Raw genomic sequence first — 13,970 nt, 5'->3', positions numbered from 1 at the left:
TCCAACAAGCGCTGGTTGCACTTCTTCATGCTGTTCGTCCCCGTGACGGGCCTGTGGATGTGTTCCATCGGCGTCGTCGGTCTGGCCGTGAACCTGCGGGCTTATGACTTCGTGTCGCAAGAACTGCGGGCCGCAGAAGACCCCGAGTTTGAAACTTTCTATACCAAGAACATTCTGCTCAACGAAGGGATTCGCGCCTGGATGGCCCCGGCCGATCAACCCCACCAAAACTTTGTCTTCCCCGAGGAAGTTCTGCCTCGCGGTAACGCCCTGTAATTAGGGATATCCGAGATAATAAACTTGACCCCCGATCCGGTCGGATTGGGGGTTTTCGTTTGGGGAGATACAGTCCGATCCCCCTAAATCCCCCTTGAAAAGGGCGACTTTCGTCAATAGTAGGGTGCGTTCCCCCACTACACCTGGGAACTTCACCGATGGATGAGTGGGAACGCACCGACAGGCGGGTTTCAGAATCGAATTACAAGTTTAATAAAACGGTTCTGATGGTTTCAATGCGATCGCGGTTGACTCCCAAATCCGACTCCCCGAGTCGAGAAGCCGATCGCACCTGAATCACTCCCGCTTCCTCATCCAGGTAGAATTCCACATCATCCACAAATCCCATGATCGCGGACGTGAATTCGGCGTCGATATAATGGTCGTCCGCCGTCACAATTGTGGCGTTGTCCATGTTCTCCAAGACGCCTTCGATCTGTGTCAAGGCTTCCTCACCCGAAGCCGAATAGGTGAAGGGTTCGATATAGTGGGCGGCATCCCGGCTTTCGCTGGAGACGCAGTTGGGGGAGTCGGGACAGTCCGACAGATGGCCGTCGTGAACGCCCAAGTTATCGGGCCGCTGTCCCGAGAAGGAAAACAGACTCGCCATCACCGTCGGATGGGTGGGTCCGGCCAGCGCGGCCGTTTCGCCCCCAAAATATCCGACGAGTCCGAGAAGCAGTGCGGCGGCGATCGGGATTAATTTTTTTTTCAAGAATCTCAGGGGTGAAATCCGCATGGTTAAGTCTCCAGTTGACGCGATATCGACAATCCACCCGATTTTAACATCGACGTCCTCCCCGACTATGATTCGGCGATCGAAAACCTACAGACTTACCGTTGAACTTCTATAAGATCAATTTACTCGGGCGGTTGATCTAGTTCTTTTAGTTGTCGGTCAAGTTCACTGATAAAGACTTCAACCTTAAAAATTAAGTCATCAACCATCCTGTCATCTAGAATGATCTCATCCCCCTCTTTATTTTTTCCGTTCCTATGAACTAAATCGTGTCTGATTAAGATGGCTTTTTGAATTTCAGAAAAGTTGGGAAATTTAATCTTCAGCGTTGCCTCATACATCTTGCTGACTTTTGGTAAATTGTGATAAATGACTTCTAGCATTGCCTTCTTTGCGATTTCCGGTACTTTGTCGGCGAAATCAGGAAGTTCGTTCATTCCGACCTTCCTATCTTTGAAGTCTTTAAACGAAATGAAGAAAGATTTTAAATACACTTCATTTGACAAAACCGTGTTTATAAACGCATCTGCAAGGTAAGTTTCAAGACAGGCTATTATACCCACATAAATCTGCTTCCTAAGCGTTTTCTTGGCTTTGGTATCCGGAACACTGAGTTTGAGCAATATTTTCAAGCTTTTTATTCCATCTTTGAATGTGCTATAATAATCGGTATTAGATAAGATTGCATCTAAATGAGCATTTTCTATATCATCTTTTTCTATTTCATCTGATTGCCAAGACTGTCTCCAACTTCCCGTTCTTTTAACTAAGCCAAACAATCCCAGTCTATCTGTATATAAATGAGGCGCGATTTCATCGGTCAAAAACTGCTTCCAATATTGTAAGCGAACGTGAGTCAACAAATCTGAATCTATACTCGAAAAATTATCAATATTCCCCCACTCCAGGAATTTTTTGTACACTGGAAGAACGGGATAAAACCAGGGCTGAATTTCGTGGTCAGTCAAGCATTTCATAAACTTATCACCGTATGCACCACCTGTACCCGATCTGTTAATGTTAATTCCGTTTTCGTGAATAAAGCCTGTGACTTGACCGATAGTTCCCGGTTCACGAAATAAAGCGATCGCTGCATTCACATGGGCGCTAGTAATGTTATTGGGTCTTGGTTCTTCCCCTGAATATTCAAAGCCGTCTTCAGGACAAACAACAATAACAGCGAGTAACTGTTTTCTGAATCGATTGATTGCATCTATGATGATGTCGATACCATAGGAAATACCCGGATCGCATACTGGAATTAAATTAATCTGCATACTAACCACCTATACAATACAAAGCAAACCTAGAGATCGTCCGGATCGATCGCCCATCTTCGCGGTTGAGCAGAGGCGCGATCGCGTTCCTCCATTCCGAGCGATCGAATTTCCACCCTTCCTCGATACCTGTCAATCAATGCAAACTTTTGGCATCGGTTTTTCTGGAGAGGTACTTGGGTCCCGGATTCAAAACTGGCCGTTTCGATTTCTCTTCTCGTTCCCGAAGTGCCATGACAATCCGTTTGAGATCGTAACCATAAAAATCCGAATGTTGTTCGCGATACTTTCGCACTTCCTCAACAATTGGATCGTCAATCATCAGATTTACCTCCCAGTTCTTCAGGTGAACATAATTGGGGACATACATATCCACTGGACTCAACAACCTCAACAATTAAGCGTTTTGTTTCGGCATTATTTATGTGCTTAAAATTCCAGGTCAACAGGTAATCTACGCCTTGAGTTGCAGCTATGGCAATATGTAAGGCATCCTCTACACTCTTCTGGGGAAGCGCATTGTATTGTATCAACTTTTCAGCCAATGTAGTTGCAGCATCTGAGATAGACAGGCTTGGAATGTCAACAATTATAGAGGCTCGACGCTCCGCAGCAATAGCATCTCCACCGCCAATTTCTTCTTCAACAAGTGCTGATATCCTCAGTTCAAAGCGTTGTCTTTGGTTCTCCCACCAATCATGAGAAATTGCTTGACGAGCTGCAACAATAACATCTCGGCTAGGTCGTGATGCCAAATAGCTAATCACCGATGTTTCAATATAGACAACGGGCTTCATAAAACAGCAGAAAAATACTGTTCACTGCAATACCTAAACAGCCCAAAGCCTTTCACTGTGGGATAATTAGTGTATCGGCTAGAGGACTCCGACTCTAAATGTGAAATATTATATCACACCCACAGCCCCATCAACCTGCTTCGACCCAGAACTCATTCTGTTTGATCGCCCATTCCCGCAGTTGAGCAAAAGCGCGATCGCACACTATTATACCCCAACTTCATCTTACAGACAGCGCGATCGCGGGCAATCATTTTTGCGACAGAGCCGCCAACACCAACTGCTCAAAATGTTCTGCTTGGGTGCAGACTTGCTTAACCTGCGTCCATCGATCGGTAATGAGATGAGCCTTATCTTGATATGCTCTTTTGGTTTTCTTGATGCGCCGCTTTTTAGGTAGAAGCTTGAGTTGCGATTCTAGGGTGCGGTTGCACTCAGCGTTGGCGAGTAGGGGGTCAGTTGCGGACAGCACGGCAGCGGCTAACCAGGTTCCTGAAGACTGTGCAGGTAGGCAGAAGAGAGTGCGATCGCAGGATTGAACTTGTCCCAACCAGCTTTCGATCGCCCGCAGCAGTTCATCCACTGTATCGGATATTGGAGGGCAGGGTCGTGTACAGGGGAGGTTGCCCCAGAAGTTTTCTTCCGCCCAAGTTTCGACTGATTCTCCGCAATTAGGATATTGCTGATGTGCGACATCGACATCCACATGAATGATGATGAGATCGAAACCGACCAGGGTGGGATCGTCCATCAAAAAGCCACGATGTCGCCGATGCGCTTGATCGCACCATTTCAGTACCCCACACCAACCCGTCCCCAACTTTGGCTGAGTCGGTTCGGGTTGCAATTGCGTCATGACAAAAGGATCGGGTAACACTGCTTTAAGAGCCGCTTCAATCACCACCAAATCTGTCGGCCCTTCGGCGACCAAGGCAATGCGTAACTCAGACATTGGGGACTGCTCCGAGATGCCCCATCAGCCACAAACGAGACAGGGGATATTGCCGATTGAGTTCAATTAGGTCATCGGTTAAAGTCAGACGACGCATGACGGTTTGACCATTACTATTGCGCTCCACGGCAAACAGACGCACCTTGGGATCGGATAAATTCAAGCCATCCAGGGCGGCGGGGTTGTGGGCAGTAAATAACAGTTGTCGGTCTGGAGTATCGTGAGACAGCCAATCGGCCAACCGAGAGACGATCGCTTTCAGTAGGCGCGGATTCAGAGTTTGATCCAAATTGTCAATGGCGAACATTCGGGGGGCATTGGGCAACAGGCAGAGCAATGCCGTAAAGAGTACATAAAGTGCGCCTTCGCTGGCATCGTAAGCCGTTAGTTCGTTGCGACTTTTCTGCATGAAGCGATCGCTGAATTTCAGGAGTAAGTGAGTGCGCGGCACTTGGGGAGAGAGTAAGTTGGCTCCGTGGTCAGTTGTCTGGATATCTGCCACCCAATCGATCAACTCAAACACTTGCTCTAAAATGTCTTCATCTTCTTCGTTTCCATCCTCTAGATACCTGCGTAAGGCAGCAAACCCTTCGGCCAGTTGTCCGCCGCCGAGGCCGATGGGTGTCCGAGATTGTTGGTCTGGAACGATCCCGCGCAAGGTGGGGGTATTGGGGCAATAAATCGCAAATTCTTGGAGGCGTCGCATCAATCGGGCGGCGGGGTTGTCGGGTTCTAAATCGACAATTTGCAAAGCGGCGAGACCCGCCTTAGAGTTGAGGTTTTTGCGATGGCGGACTCCATCGGAAACGATTTCGGTTTTGCCATCACTTAAAAATTCTGTTTTGTAAGACCAGGCCGGTTCCGGAGAATCGAGGGGATTCAGCAACGAAACCCGATATTCCGCGTTTGTTTCAGTTTTGACCCCGATGGCAATGTGGACGGGGGTGCGATCGGAAATAAAGGAGCTTTTATAGAGTCGGGGTAAACCGGCCCGAACGCCACGACGCAAGAGACTTTCGTCATCCACAGTGCCATTAGCCGCCGCCCCCAATACTCCCAGGGCTTCAAGAAAATTGCTTTTGCCGACCCCGTTAGCCCCGATGAAACAGTTGACTCTTCCGAGTTCAATCTTGGCGGAGTAGATGGACTTAAAGCCCCGAATTTCAACTTCGCGGATCATCGCCATATTGACAGGCTCCTATCTAGAGAGCGATGGGATCGATCGCGGGCCGGATAGCCCGACACCACCATTGTATCGGGGGCTTGGTACGGAGCCGGAGGCCCGGTCGCTTCCCCGGGATGCCAGAGCCCATCTCCGGCGACGAAGGCGACCCGATCGCTTCCCCTAGGGTGTCAATTATTCGATAAGATAAGACAGCATAGACCTCAGTGAACCGGAACCGGAGATCATGGCCAAAACCGTTGCCGATGTGATGACCCCCAACCCCCTCGTTATCGATCCCGACGCCCCCCTCAAGGATGCGATCGCCCTGTTGGCCCGGGAGCGGATCGGGGGACTGCCCGTCGTCGATCGCGGCGGCAAGCTGGTGGGCTTCATCTCCGAAACCGATATCATCTGGCAGGAGAGCGGCGTCACCCCCCCGGCTTATATCACGATCCTCGACAGCGTGATTTACCTGGAAAATCCGGCCCGCTACGAGAAGGAACTCCACAAAGCCCTCGGCCAGACCGTCGGCGAAGTGATGAGCAAAGGACCCATCGTCACCATCGCCCCCGATCGCACCATTTCCGAAGCCGCGCGGCTGATGAACCAGAAGCGAGTCCACCGGCTTCCCGTCCTCGACGAATCCAAAACCATGATCGGCATTTTGACCTGCGGGGACATCATCCGGGTGATGGCGACGAGTCCCGAGGATGAGGATTGACCCCGCGATCGCCATGATTCGACAGTTTGAATCAATCCTGTCGGTTCGATCCCCTACCCTAATAAGATGGGAATAATCCAAAATCGAACCGGGTTCGCCCTCGGCATCCCGGCGATCGCGGATTTCAACCGACAGCAAATTGTTCAACTGTTCAACCTAAATTTATGACCATTACTCCGGAGTCCATTCAGCAACAACTGAGTTCGGAGGACCTCGGCGATCGCCTGCGGGCGGTCAATCAGATCCGCGAACTCGACCAAAGTACCGGCTTTGAACTGATCCAGACGGCGATCCGGGACCGAGATACCCGCGTCCGGTACGCCGCCGTCAGCCAACTCACCAGCCTCGGAGTCCAAGATCGCGATCGCTCCCTGGAGATCTTGCGGGATTGCCTGCTCAACGACCCCGAACCCGACGTCCAAGCCGCCGCCGCCGACGCCCTGGGAGCCCTAAAACTGACGCAGGCCTTCGACGACCTGAGTCAGGTGTACCACAGAACCTCCGAATGGCTGGTGCAACTGAGCATCATCGCGGCTTTGGGGGAATTGGGAGATCCCCGGGGATTTGAACTCCTCGAAGATGCCCTCAACAATGGCAACGAACTGATCCAGACCATCGCCGTGGGGGCCCTGGGAGAACTCGGCGATCGGCGGGCCATCGCCCTTTTGATCCCCCGGGCATCCGATCCGGATTGGCAGATTCGACACCGGGTCGCCCAAGCCCTGGGGCGACTGGGGGGAGACGAAGCGGAAGCGGTCCTGGAGCAACTGGCCCGGGACGACGTGTCGCAGGTGGCCCAACAAGCCCAAGTCCCCCAAGAGTCCGACTGACCGGAGTGCGATCGGCTTTCAGTTCTCAGACGGTGCAATTTCTGGTAGCGTAAATATAACGTAGAAGCCGACAATGCTTGCATCGGCCGTTGTGTCCTGATTTGTACTCACTGAATCATTTGGTTGGGAGAAAAAAATGTTAACACTTCTATTTCAAGTCCTGTTGGCGGCTTTGGTAATCGTGTCGTTCTTGATGATCGTCGCGGTTCCCGTCGCCTACGCCTCCCCTCAAAATTGGACTCAAGCCAAACCGCTCATTTTTGTCGGTTCCGGCCTGTGGGCGGCACTGGTCATTTTGGTGGGAGTTTTGAACTACTTAGTGGTTTAATTCCCTCGGGCGTTAACCAATAACAATGGGAGGTCAGAAGATGGGGTCAATCAAACCGAACCTCAATTCTCGAACCTCCCAGAATCGTATGAAGACCGAATTTAGGATCATCTGGCATGGCAGTTTTTGAGGGAACCTTTACCCACCTCGATTCCGTAAAATTGGCGATCGTGATCGGCCGTTTCAACGACCTGATCACCACGAAATTGTTGGAAGGGTGTCAGGATTGTTTGAAACGCCACGGCGTCGATCCTGAACCCCACGGAACCCAAGTGGATTACGTCTGGGTCCCCGGTAGTTTTGAAATTCCCCTGGTCGCCCACCAATTGGCGACGAGCCGCCGCTACGATGCGATTATCTGCCTCGGCGCTGTGATTCGCGGCCAGACGCCCCATTTCGATTACGTCGCGGCGGAAGTCTCGAAGGGGATCGCGGCGTCGGCCTTTCAGACGGGCGTCCCCGTCGTGTTCGGCATTTTGACCACCGACTCGATGCAGCAAGCCTTGGAACGGGCGGGAATCAAGAGCAACAAAGGTTGGGAATACGCCATGAATGCCCTGGAGATGGCGAGTTTGATGCGGCAAATCCGCGCTCAGGGGGCGGAGAATTATCAGCATAACCCGAATGCGATCGCAGCTTCGGCGACTCCGGTTCTGTCTCCGGGAATGGGTCAGGGAGAAGGATCGAAAGTGGCGCCGGAGGAAAATCGTTGACATTCTCCCCGCGTCCCGAGGGGGTTTGAAACTGCCTCAATCACGGGAAGCGATCGCTTCGGGGGGATTTTAGATTTTCCAATCCTCAAGTTGAATATCCGCACCGCTTGGGAATCAATTCCCCAGCTAATAATCAAAATCATCGGTCGATGATTGGGGAGTTTGTACGGTTAGAAAAAACGGTATGATATTATATCAGCTCCTGATAATTAACCGCCATCGTCAGGTGTTGGGAATTGTAGGGGCGCAAGGCTTGCGCCCTGATTATTGCTATACTTCTTCGGGTCTACGTTGAAATCTGTTAGCATGACAGCAGTCTCCACCTCGGAAGAGAAAGATGAGTTACCCGCCGCCCCCCTGGAAATTGCAGGGATACGCCTTCCACACCCTCCAACCCGTGGACGTGACGCGATCGCGATCGCTCATTCCCCCCGAGGATGCTCCGGAAGTGGTGGGGACGAAAAGTGTATTCTCTCCGGCGACATAATTTCCGAGGATTGACCATGAAAATCAAACAAGCGATCGACCTCCATAAAGCTCTGACGTTCCCGTTTATTTTGGGATTGATGTTTTTCTACGACAACTTTACCATCGGCCCCTGGGTTTATCTCGCCCTGCACGGAACCTATGGCATTTTGTGGCTGTTAAAAAGCAAAATTTATCCCGATAAGCAGTGGGAAGAAGAAATCCCCATCGCGACGGGAATCGGCACTTTCTTAATCGTGGGGTTATATTGGGTGGCGCCGTTCATTCTGGTCAGCAGTCGCTCCGAACCCCCGGCTTTTTTGATCGCCATTGCGATTTCGACCAACATCTTCGGAGTCTTCCTGCATTACGTCAGCGATGCCCAAAAGTATTATACTTTAAAATATCGCCCCGGACTGATTACCGAGGGCTTTTTTGCCCGGTGTCGCAATACCAACTATTTGGGCGAAATCCTCATTTATCTGGCGTTCGCGATGTTGGTACAGCACTGGCTACCCTTTGTCATTGTGGGGGGATTTGCGATCGCCATTTTTATCCCCAATATGCTCAAAAAAGATAAGTCCCTTTCCCGCTATCCGGAATTTGAATCTTACCGCCAACGATCCGGGTTATTGATTCCCAAATTATTCGGGACGGGAAACCCTTCGGAAACGACGGCGATCGCCCAAAATTCCGACGGATAATTCCGGCTAATTTTGCCTGTCAATTTCGACGATGCCCCGCAATTTTGCAGGAGTCGGGGCATCACTCCAACTGCCGATGGGGCGATCGAACGGATTAGCCGGTCCGGTCAAAACTCCGAAATCTTCTCCTCCCCGTTCGGGGTTATCATTGGGTTCTCCCGGCGCCCAATTGGTGTAGGTGACGGGTTGTCCGCTTACCCACTCAAACTCCCCTTCCGTAGCGCGATCGCTGATTCCAATCCATAAGAAATCCACACCTTCGCCCAGAAATTGTTCCGCCAACCACTGATTTTCCGGCTCATCATTAATTGTCACCAAATGTCCCCCCGCCGCGATCGCCGCATCCCGCGCCTCTTCCCAGGATAAAATGTCGGTCAAAAAGTATCGATTTCCGGTTTCGGGATGGATGACAACTTGGGGGGGATTGGCTTGGGCGATCGCCGCGTTAAAGCCGAGGGTTGCGGTTGTGAATAATTGCGATATAAATTTCAACATAGCGTCAAAAATTATCGGGTAAGAATCCCCCCCAGCCCCCCTTAAAAAGGGGGGAGGAACTTTCTCAAAGTCCCCCTGATCAAGGGATATTTAGGGGGATATAATGGGATATTTTTCACCGATTAATTGTGGAAAAAATTATACAATAGACGGGAATTCTGATGCGAGCGGACAGCTACCTCCAATCAAGTCCTATGGAACAAATCGTTATTTTCACCCGCTACCCGGAGCCCGGCCGGACGAAAACCCGACTGATTCCGGCGTTGGGGGCCGAAGGCGCCGCCAAACTGCATCGGAAAATGGCCGATCGCGCGATCGCAACCGTCCGACAACTGTGGCAGTCCCGCCCCATTTCCGCAGAAGTCCGGTTTACGGGGGCAACCCGGGCTCAGATGACAGACTGGTGGGGGGACGATCTATCTTACAGCCCCCAGGGGACAGGAGATCTTGGCGATCGCATGAAACAAGCCGCCGCCGCCGCATTCGAGAACAATTGTACATCTGTCGTGATCATCGGCACCGACTGTCCCGCCATCACCCCCGAGCTCCTCACCGCCGCCTTCGACAAACTGGGGGAGTGCGACGTGGTTTTCGGACCGGCCACAGATGGGGGATACTATTTAATTGGGCTGTCCCGGTTAATTCCCGAACTGTTCCGGGGTATCGACTGGGGGACAGCATCGGTATTGCAACAGAGTCGGTACATTTGCCAAACCCTCAACCTCTCCGTCGCCGAGTTGGTTCCGCTGACGGATATCGATCGCCCCGAAGACTTGGAAACCCTCAATATTAATATTGAAAATGTATAAAACATGAGCGCTACGCGCTGGGGTGTGGGGTGTGCTCGGTGGGGTGTAGGGATGAGAAACTCCCTTGAAATCAGGATTTCGAGGTTTGTTCCCCTTTACGGAACTGTAAACACGCGAACGCGCACTGCTATACATCCAGAAAATCTCCCCTAAATGTCCCTTCAAAATGATGGCTTTACAATCGGTAAAAAATAAAATGAATCAAACCGAGATCAGATGGTGGCGTGTCGGAGGAATAACCGCAGTTCAAGGAGCAATTACCCTGGGTTGGGTTATTTACAATCTCTATTTGCCCGTTTTACTGGTTCAATGGGGATTTTCTCAGGAATTGGCGGGCTTACTCTTAATTATTGAAAATGCCCTGGAAGCGGTCATCGAACCCATTGCCGGGGATGCTTCCGATCGCACTCAACAATTGATGGGAACCCGTTTACCTTTTATTATCGCCGGGGTGGTTCTGGCATCGGCGTTATTTATGGCACTGCCAGCCTTGGTAATCTTAGGCAACCCGAGGGCGGCAATTCGCTGGTTACTTCCCATTCTAGCCGTGGTTTGGGCTGTGGCGATGGCGATTTTTCGCAGTCCGGTTTTGAGTTTACTGACGAAAGCTTCACCCCAAATTCAACTTCCCTTAGCCGCCAGTTGTTTGACTTTAATTCAGCAATTAATCGGTGCATTCCGTTTCACAGCCTATGGCTTAATTCTCAGTCTGGGAGCCCCTTTTGCCTTTGCGTTGGGGACGGGGGTGTTACTGGGGGCGGCGGCATTTTTGCGTTGGGTGATACCCCCCGAAACGCCGAGTCCCAACCCTTCCGGAGAAGAGCGTCAGTTTCCTTGGCGGGTGGTTCCATTTCTGATCGGGACATCAATGGGAGTGGCTTGGGGGGTGCGTTTTCTAATGCCAACCGTTGCCGCCAGTTTAAAGCCTTTTCTCGGGGAACAAACCCCTTGGGGAATGGTCGCTTTCAGTGTCGCGATCGCAATTATGGCCCTTCCCGCCGGAAAACTGGCCACTCGCCTCGGCAACCAAACCGCCATGTTGTGGGGAATTGGCGCGATCGCAATCTTAATCCAACTGTTTGCCTACTGCCCCATCTTTGTTATCCTGGGACTCGGCGCGTTATGCCTCAGTTTTGCCTTGAGCCTCGTCTTCAATGGCACCATTCCCTTCGTGCTCGATCGCGTCCCAACTCAACGGGCCGGACTCGGCATCGGTTGCTATTTCGGTGGGTTGGGAGCGGCTATGAGTTTATTTGATATTCTCATTTTGCCCCAAGACAATATAACGATCGTCGGTCGGGCCGCATTCAGCGCGATCGCTTTTATAATTGCCGGGGGATTCATTGCCCGAAGTCGGCGACTTCGCCCCCAAACGGATACCCCTTGAATGTATGGTGCCGCGTGTCGCTCCTCGGGAGTCGGGGCGGTTCGCGAACTGTTCCTACAATTCACAATCCCCCCACCTTATTTAATGTCTCAGACGATATCAATTATTATCCCCGTTCTCAATGAAGCGATCGCCCTCCCCGGGACGCTTTCCCAGTTGCAGGATGTGGAGGGAATTGAGGCGATCGTGGTGGACGGGGGGAGTGGGGATGAAACGATCGCGATCGCCGAATCTTTCGGGGTTTCGGTGCTCAGAACACCGCCGGGACGGGCCGGACAGATGAACGCCGGGGCCCAAATCGCCACAGGGGAGATCCTGCTGTTTCTCCACGGCGATACAGGGCTTCCCGAGGGGTTTGCCCGGTGGGTGCGGCAACTTCTGGCCGATCCGCAGGTGGTGGCGGGGGCCTTCGAGTTGAAAATTGCCGCGCCGATACCGGGGGTGCGGGCGATCGAGACGGGGGTGAAATGGCGATCGCGCTATTGCCAACTGCCCTACGGCGATCAGGGGATCTTTTTGAGAACCCGCACCTTTTGGGATCTCAGCGGTTTCCCCGATCTGCCCATCATGGAAGATTTCGTGCTGGCGCGACAGTTGCGGAAACGGGGACGGATCGCGATCGCACCCCTTGCCGTCGTCACCTCGGGACGGCGGTGGCAAAAATTAGGCCTTTTCCGGACTACCCTGATCAATCAGATTGTGATTCTCGGCTATTTTCTCGGCGTCCCCCCCGCCACCCTAGCCGACTGGTATCGGGCCAAAAAAAGTAAATAAATATGAAGTTTGAGCCCCATATGTGAACTTTTTTAACGCTATCCCTCAATTCTGTCGATAGCTTGCACCTCCCTGCTTAAAATATGTGCTTAACAACTGCTACAGATTTTTAAGCGCACAGGAGACAATCAGTATGCCTGAAACAATGGATCAAGGGATGGTTCAGCCTTACAATGGCGATCCCTTTGTGGGTCATTTGTCCACTCCCATCAGCGATTCTGACTTCACCCGGGCCTTCATCGGCAACCTGCCCGCCTACCGGAAGGGACTCTCCCCCATTTTGCGGGGCCTCGAAATCGGAATGGCTCACGGCTACTTTGTGGGCGGTCCCTGGGTTAAATTCGGACCCTTACGCGACAGCGCCAATGCCAACCTGGGTGGGTTAATCAACGGAATTACACTGATTCTGCTCGCCACCATCTGCCTGTCCGCTTATGGATTGGTTTCATACCAGGGCGAAAGCAAATCCGATGCCGACCCCCTGAAAACTTCCGAAGGTTGGAGTCAGTTTGCGGGTGGCTTCTTCGTTGGTGGGATGGGAGCGGCCTTTGTCGCTTACTTCTTGCTGGAAAACTTCAGCGTCGTCGATGCGATTTTCCGAGGCTTGGTCAACAACTAGATCGGCCTGCCATTCACTCTCAATTGTTGCTGATTTAACCTTAGATAGGAGACTTTAGATATGACCGGTGATTACGCTGCTTCCTTCCTGCCCTGGATTTTGATTCCTGTAGTTTGCTGGCTGATGCCCGTGGTTCTGATGGGTTTGCTGTTCATCTACATTGAAAGCGAAGCCTAGACTTTATTCAATTTCCGAAACACAAAATCCTCTACCTTCCGGTGGGGGATTTTTTGATGGATGGATCATCGTTACAGAATCCTGAAAAATTTTCCCTCGAACCCACTCCTTCCGAGCCCGATTCAGTTTTCTCCTGAACGGTTGCCACCGTCGGTGTAGTAACTGAGAGTTCAACCACCAGGGAGGAGTTCACATGGCACGTTCGAGCAACGATAAAATCCGCTACGACAGTATCCAGATGGAAGGCAACAAAATCCACATCCAGCTCGATGTCGCCTCCAACAATTCCCGGCGTCGCCAGGAGGACGATACCTCCGAAGAGTGGGGGAATATCGGATTTCTGTTCCTGTTACTCGCGTTGCTGGTCGTGTTTGTCGGCAGCTACGGCGGTCCGGGAATGTATTCTCCCTCAGATATCAACCTCCCCCAAATTTTCCCCGAGTCCAACTCGGATTTTTGATCGGGTCGGGAACGGATATAGCGCTGCGGGCTTCTGAGTCGGGAGTGGGGAGTCGGGAATCGGGAGTAGAGAATTCGACTCCTCCCGATTCCCTTTCCTCTTTTCTGATAAAAAATACCCCGATGTCACCATCGGGGTAGAGAGAGAAACCAAAACTTGAGATCGATGAGCGATCGAGGTGCAAATCGGGTGACTAATTCATGTAGTTGACTTCTCCCCGGTCTAAAGACGCGGGGATTCTTAAGCCGTCCAAAACTGAACTCTTAAAGGCATAGTCAATGT

The 13,970-nt window shown here is 51.7% G+C and carries 19 protein-coding genes and 1 pseudogene; 13 read left to right on the top strand and 7 right to left on the bottom strand.

Annotated features, from left to right (window positions below; genetic code table 11):
* Positions 1–276, top strand: a pseudogene (locus LKE08_RS09955) (photosystem II D2 protein (photosystem q(a) protein)); the annotation flags it as partial.
* A 202-nt stretch (positions 277–478) separates the two neighbouring features.
* Here the strand turns inward: LKE08_RS09955 and LKE08_RS09950 are convergent.
* The 6 genes from LKE08_RS09950 to LKE08_RS09925 all read right to left on the bottom strand — a co-directional run bounded on the left by LKE08_RS09950 (position 479) and on the right by LKE08_RS09925 (position 5,227).
* On the bottom strand, positions 479–1,015 hold the full coding sequence (locus tag LKE08_RS09950) for a DUF1499 domain-containing protein (protein ID WP_324704065.1): 537 nt from the start codon (positions 1,013–1,015) through the stop codon (positions 479–481).
* Positions 1,016–1,137: 122 nt separating this feature from the next.
* Positions 1,138–2,292 (bottom strand): hypothetical protein, encoded by a 1,155-nt coding sequence (locus LKE08_RS09945; RefSeq protein WP_324704064.1) that lies wholly within the window; start codon positions 2,290–2,292, stop codon positions 1,138–1,140.
* A 136-nt stretch (positions 2,293–2,428) separates the two neighbouring features.
* Positions 2,429–2,614 carry a hypothetical protein gene (locus tag LKE08_RS09940; protein ID WP_324704063.1) on the bottom strand — a complete coding sequence of 62 codons (186 nt, stop codon included), beginning with the start codon at positions 2,612–2,614 and terminating at the stop codon, positions 2,429–2,431.
* Positions 2,607–3,089 (bottom strand): type II toxin-antitoxin system VapC family toxin, encoded by a 483-nt coding sequence (locus tag LKE08_RS09935; RefSeq protein ID WP_324704062.1) that lies wholly within the window; start codon positions 3,087–3,089, stop codon positions 2,607–2,609. The genes LKE08_RS09940 and LKE08_RS09935 overlap by 8 nt, the downstream gene beginning before the upstream one ends.
* A gap of 250 nt (positions 3,090–3,339) precedes the next feature.
* The gene (locus tag LKE08_RS09930; RefSeq protein WP_324704061.1) at positions 3,340–4,041 is read right to left on the bottom strand and encodes a hypothetical protein; all 702 of its coding nucleotides are present in this window, start codon (positions 4,039–4,041) and stop codon (positions 3,340–3,342) included.
* Positions 4,034–5,227: an AAA family ATPase gene (locus LKE08_RS09925; protein WP_324704060.1), complete on the bottom strand. Its 1,194-nt coding sequence runs from the start codon at positions 5,225–5,227 to the stop codon at positions 4,034–4,036. The genes LKE08_RS09930 and LKE08_RS09925 overlap by 8 nt, the downstream gene beginning before the upstream one ends.
* Positions 5,228–5,450: 223 nt before the next feature.
* Between LKE08_RS09925 and LKE08_RS09920 the strand changes: the two genes are divergently transcribed.
* From LKE08_RS09920 to LKE08_RS09895, 6 genes are all read left to right on the top strand, one after another.
* Positions 5,451–5,927 carry a CBS domain-containing protein gene (locus LKE08_RS09920; protein ID WP_324704059.1) on the top strand — a complete coding sequence of 159 codons (477 nt, stop codon included), beginning with the start codon at positions 5,451–5,453 and terminating at the stop codon, positions 5,925–5,927.
* Between the two features lie 164 nt (positions 5,928–6,091).
* Entirely contained in the window at positions 6,092–6,757 is a 666-nt protein-coding gene (gene nblB, locus LKE08_RS09915) for a phycobilisome degradation protein NblB (RefSeq protein WP_324704058.1), read from the top strand.
* Positions 6,758–6,893: 136 nt separating this feature from the next.
* Positions 6,894–7,085, top strand: a complete 192-nt coding sequence (gene psbZ / locus LKE08_RS09910) for a photosystem II reaction center protein PsbZ (protein ID WP_324704057.1) — start codon at positions 6,894–6,896, stop codon at positions 7,083–7,085.
* Between the two features lie 116 nt (positions 7,086–7,201).
* Complete coding sequence (gene ribH, locus LKE08_RS09905; protein ID WP_324704056.1) at positions 7,202–7,798, top strand: 6,7-dimethyl-8-ribityllumazine synthase; 597 nt, start codon at positions 7,202–7,204, stop codon at positions 7,796–7,798.
* Between the two features lie 337 nt (positions 7,799–8,135).
* Entirely contained in the window at positions 8,136–8,285 is a 150-nt protein-coding gene (locus LKE08_RS09900; RefSeq protein ID WP_324704055.1) for a hypothetical protein, read from the top strand.
* Between the two features lie 16 nt (positions 8,286–8,301).
* Positions 8,302–8,967: a DUF1295 domain-containing protein gene (locus tag LKE08_RS09895; protein WP_324704054.1), complete on the top strand. Its 666-nt coding sequence runs from the start codon at positions 8,302–8,304 to the stop codon at positions 8,965–8,967.
* A gap of 6 nt (positions 8,968–8,973) precedes the next feature.
* Here LKE08_RS09895 and LKE08_RS09890 read toward each other — a convergent pair whose 3' ends face one another.
* Positions 8,974–9,462: a C-type lectin domain-containing protein gene (locus LKE08_RS09890; protein ID WP_324704053.1), complete on the bottom strand. Its 489-nt coding sequence runs from the start codon at positions 9,460–9,462 to the stop codon at positions 8,974–8,976.
* A gap of 194 nt (positions 9,463–9,656) precedes the next feature.
* Between LKE08_RS09890 and LKE08_RS09885 the strand changes: the two genes are divergently transcribed.
* The 6 genes from LKE08_RS09885 (at position 9,657) to LKE08_RS09860 (ending at position 13,688) form a co-directional block, all read left to right on the top strand.
* Entirely contained in the window at positions 9,657–10,271 is a 615-nt protein-coding gene (locus LKE08_RS09885; RefSeq protein ID WP_324704052.1) for a TIGR04282 family arsenosugar biosynthesis glycosyltransferase, read from the top strand.
* Between the two features lie 196 nt (positions 10,272–10,467).
* On the top strand, positions 10,468–11,658 hold the full coding sequence (locus LKE08_RS09880) for an MFS transporter (RefSeq protein WP_324704051.1): 1,191 nt from the start codon (positions 10,468–10,470) through the stop codon (positions 11,656–11,658).
* An 84-nt stretch (positions 11,659–11,742) separates the two neighbouring features.
* Entirely contained in the window at positions 11,743–12,432 is a 690-nt protein-coding gene (locus LKE08_RS09875; protein WP_324704066.1) for a TIGR04283 family arsenosugar biosynthesis glycosyltransferase, read from the top strand.
* A gap of 133 nt (positions 12,433–12,565) precedes the next feature.
* Positions 12,566–13,051: a photosystem I reaction center protein subunit XI gene (locus LKE08_RS09870; RefSeq protein WP_324704050.1), complete on the top strand. Its 486-nt coding sequence runs from the start codon at positions 12,566–12,568 to the stop codon at positions 13,049–13,051.
* A gap of 60 nt (positions 13,052–13,111) precedes the next feature.
* On the top strand, positions 13,112–13,228 hold the full coding sequence (locus LKE08_RS09865; protein WP_324704049.1) for a photosystem I reaction center subunit VIII: 117 nt from the start codon (positions 13,112–13,114) through the stop codon (positions 13,226–13,228).
* A 193-nt stretch (positions 13,229–13,421) separates the two neighbouring features.
* Positions 13,422–13,688, top strand: a complete 267-nt coding sequence (locus LKE08_RS09860) for a hypothetical protein (RefSeq protein ID WP_324704048.1) — start codon at positions 13,422–13,424, stop codon at positions 13,686–13,688.
* The last annotated feature ends 282 nt before the right edge of the window (positions 13,689–13,970 follow it).

Origin of the sequence: Lyngbya sp. CCY1209 (genome assembly GCF_035615495.1) — a bacterium.
Lineage (GTDB): Bacteria > Cyanobacteriota > Cyanobacteriia > Cyanobacteriales > Microcoleaceae > Limnospira.
Note: the sequence above shows the minus strand (reverse complement) of the source record. Positions and strands in the feature narration are given on the sequence as shown.

Bases quoted from the DNA above. Each gene is read 5' to 3' on its own strand.
- LKE08_RS09935 (WP_324704062.1), bottom strand. From the start codon at position 3,089: ATGAAGCCCGTTGTCTATATTGAAACATCGGTGATTAGCTATTTGGCA.
- psbZ (WP_324704057.1), top strand. From the start codon at position 6,894: ATGTTAACACTTCTATTTCAAGTCCTGTTGGCGGCTTTGGTAATCGTG.
- nblB (WP_324704058.1), top strand. From the start codon at position 6,092: ATGACCATTACTCCGGAGTCCATTCAGCAACAACTGAGTTCGGAGGAC.
- LKE08_RS09865 (WP_324704049.1), top strand. From the start codon at position 13,112: ATGACCGGTGATTACGCTGCTTCCTTCCTGCCCTGGATTTTGATTCCT.
- LKE08_RS09940 (WP_324704063.1), bottom strand. From the start codon at position 2,614: ATGATTGACGATCCAATTGTTGAGGAAGTGCGAAAGTATCGCGAACAA.
- ribH (WP_324704056.1), top strand. From the start codon at position 7,202: ATGGCAGTTTTTGAGGGAACCTTTACCCACCTCGATTCCGTAAAATTG.
- LKE08_RS09930 (WP_324704061.1), bottom strand. From the start codon at position 4,041: ATGTCTGAGTTACGCATTGCCTTGGTCGCCGAAGGGCCGACAGATTTG.
- LKE08_RS09885 (WP_324704052.1), top strand. From the start codon at position 9,657: ATGGAACAAATCGTTATTTTCACCCGCTACCCGGAGCCCGGCCGGACG.
- LKE08_RS09920 (WP_324704059.1), top strand. From the start codon at position 5,451: ATGGCCAAAACCGTTGCCGATGTGATGACCCCCAACCCCCTCGTTATC.
- LKE08_RS09925 (WP_324704060.1), bottom strand. From the start codon at position 5,227: ATGGCGATGATCCGCGAAGTTGAAATTCGGGGCTTTAAGTCCATCTAC.
- LKE08_RS09870 (WP_324704050.1), top strand. From the start codon at position 12,566: ATGCCTGAAACAATGGATCAAGGGATGGTTCAGCCTTACAATGGCGAT.
- LKE08_RS09880 (WP_324704051.1), top strand. From the start codon at position 10,468: ATGAATCAAACCGAGATCAGATGGTGGCGTGTCGGAGGAATAACCGCA.
- LKE08_RS09945 (WP_324704064.1), bottom strand. From the start codon at position 2,292: ATGCAGATTAATTTAATTCCAGTATGCGATCCGGGTATTTCCTATGGT.
- LKE08_RS09900 (WP_324704055.1), top strand. From the start codon at position 8,136: ATGAGTTACCCGCCGCCCCCCTGGAAATTGCAGGGATACGCCTTCCAC.
- LKE08_RS09875 (WP_324704066.1), top strand. From the start codon at position 11,743: ATGTCTCAGACGATATCAATTATTATCCCCGTTCTCAATGAAGCGATC.
- LKE08_RS09860 (WP_324704048.1), top strand. From the start codon at position 13,422: ATGGCACGTTCGAGCAACGATAAAATCCGCTACGACAGTATCCAGATG.
- LKE08_RS09950 (WP_324704065.1), bottom strand. From the start codon at position 1,015: ATGCGGATTTCACCCCTGAGATTCTTGAAAAAAAAATTAATCCCGATC.
- LKE08_RS09890 (WP_324704053.1), bottom strand. From the start codon at position 9,462: ATGTTGAAATTTATATCGCAATTATTCACAACCGCAACCCTCGGCTTT.
- LKE08_RS09895 (WP_324704054.1), top strand. From the start codon at position 8,302: ATGAAAATCAAACAAGCGATCGACCTCCATAAAGCTCTGACGTTCCCG.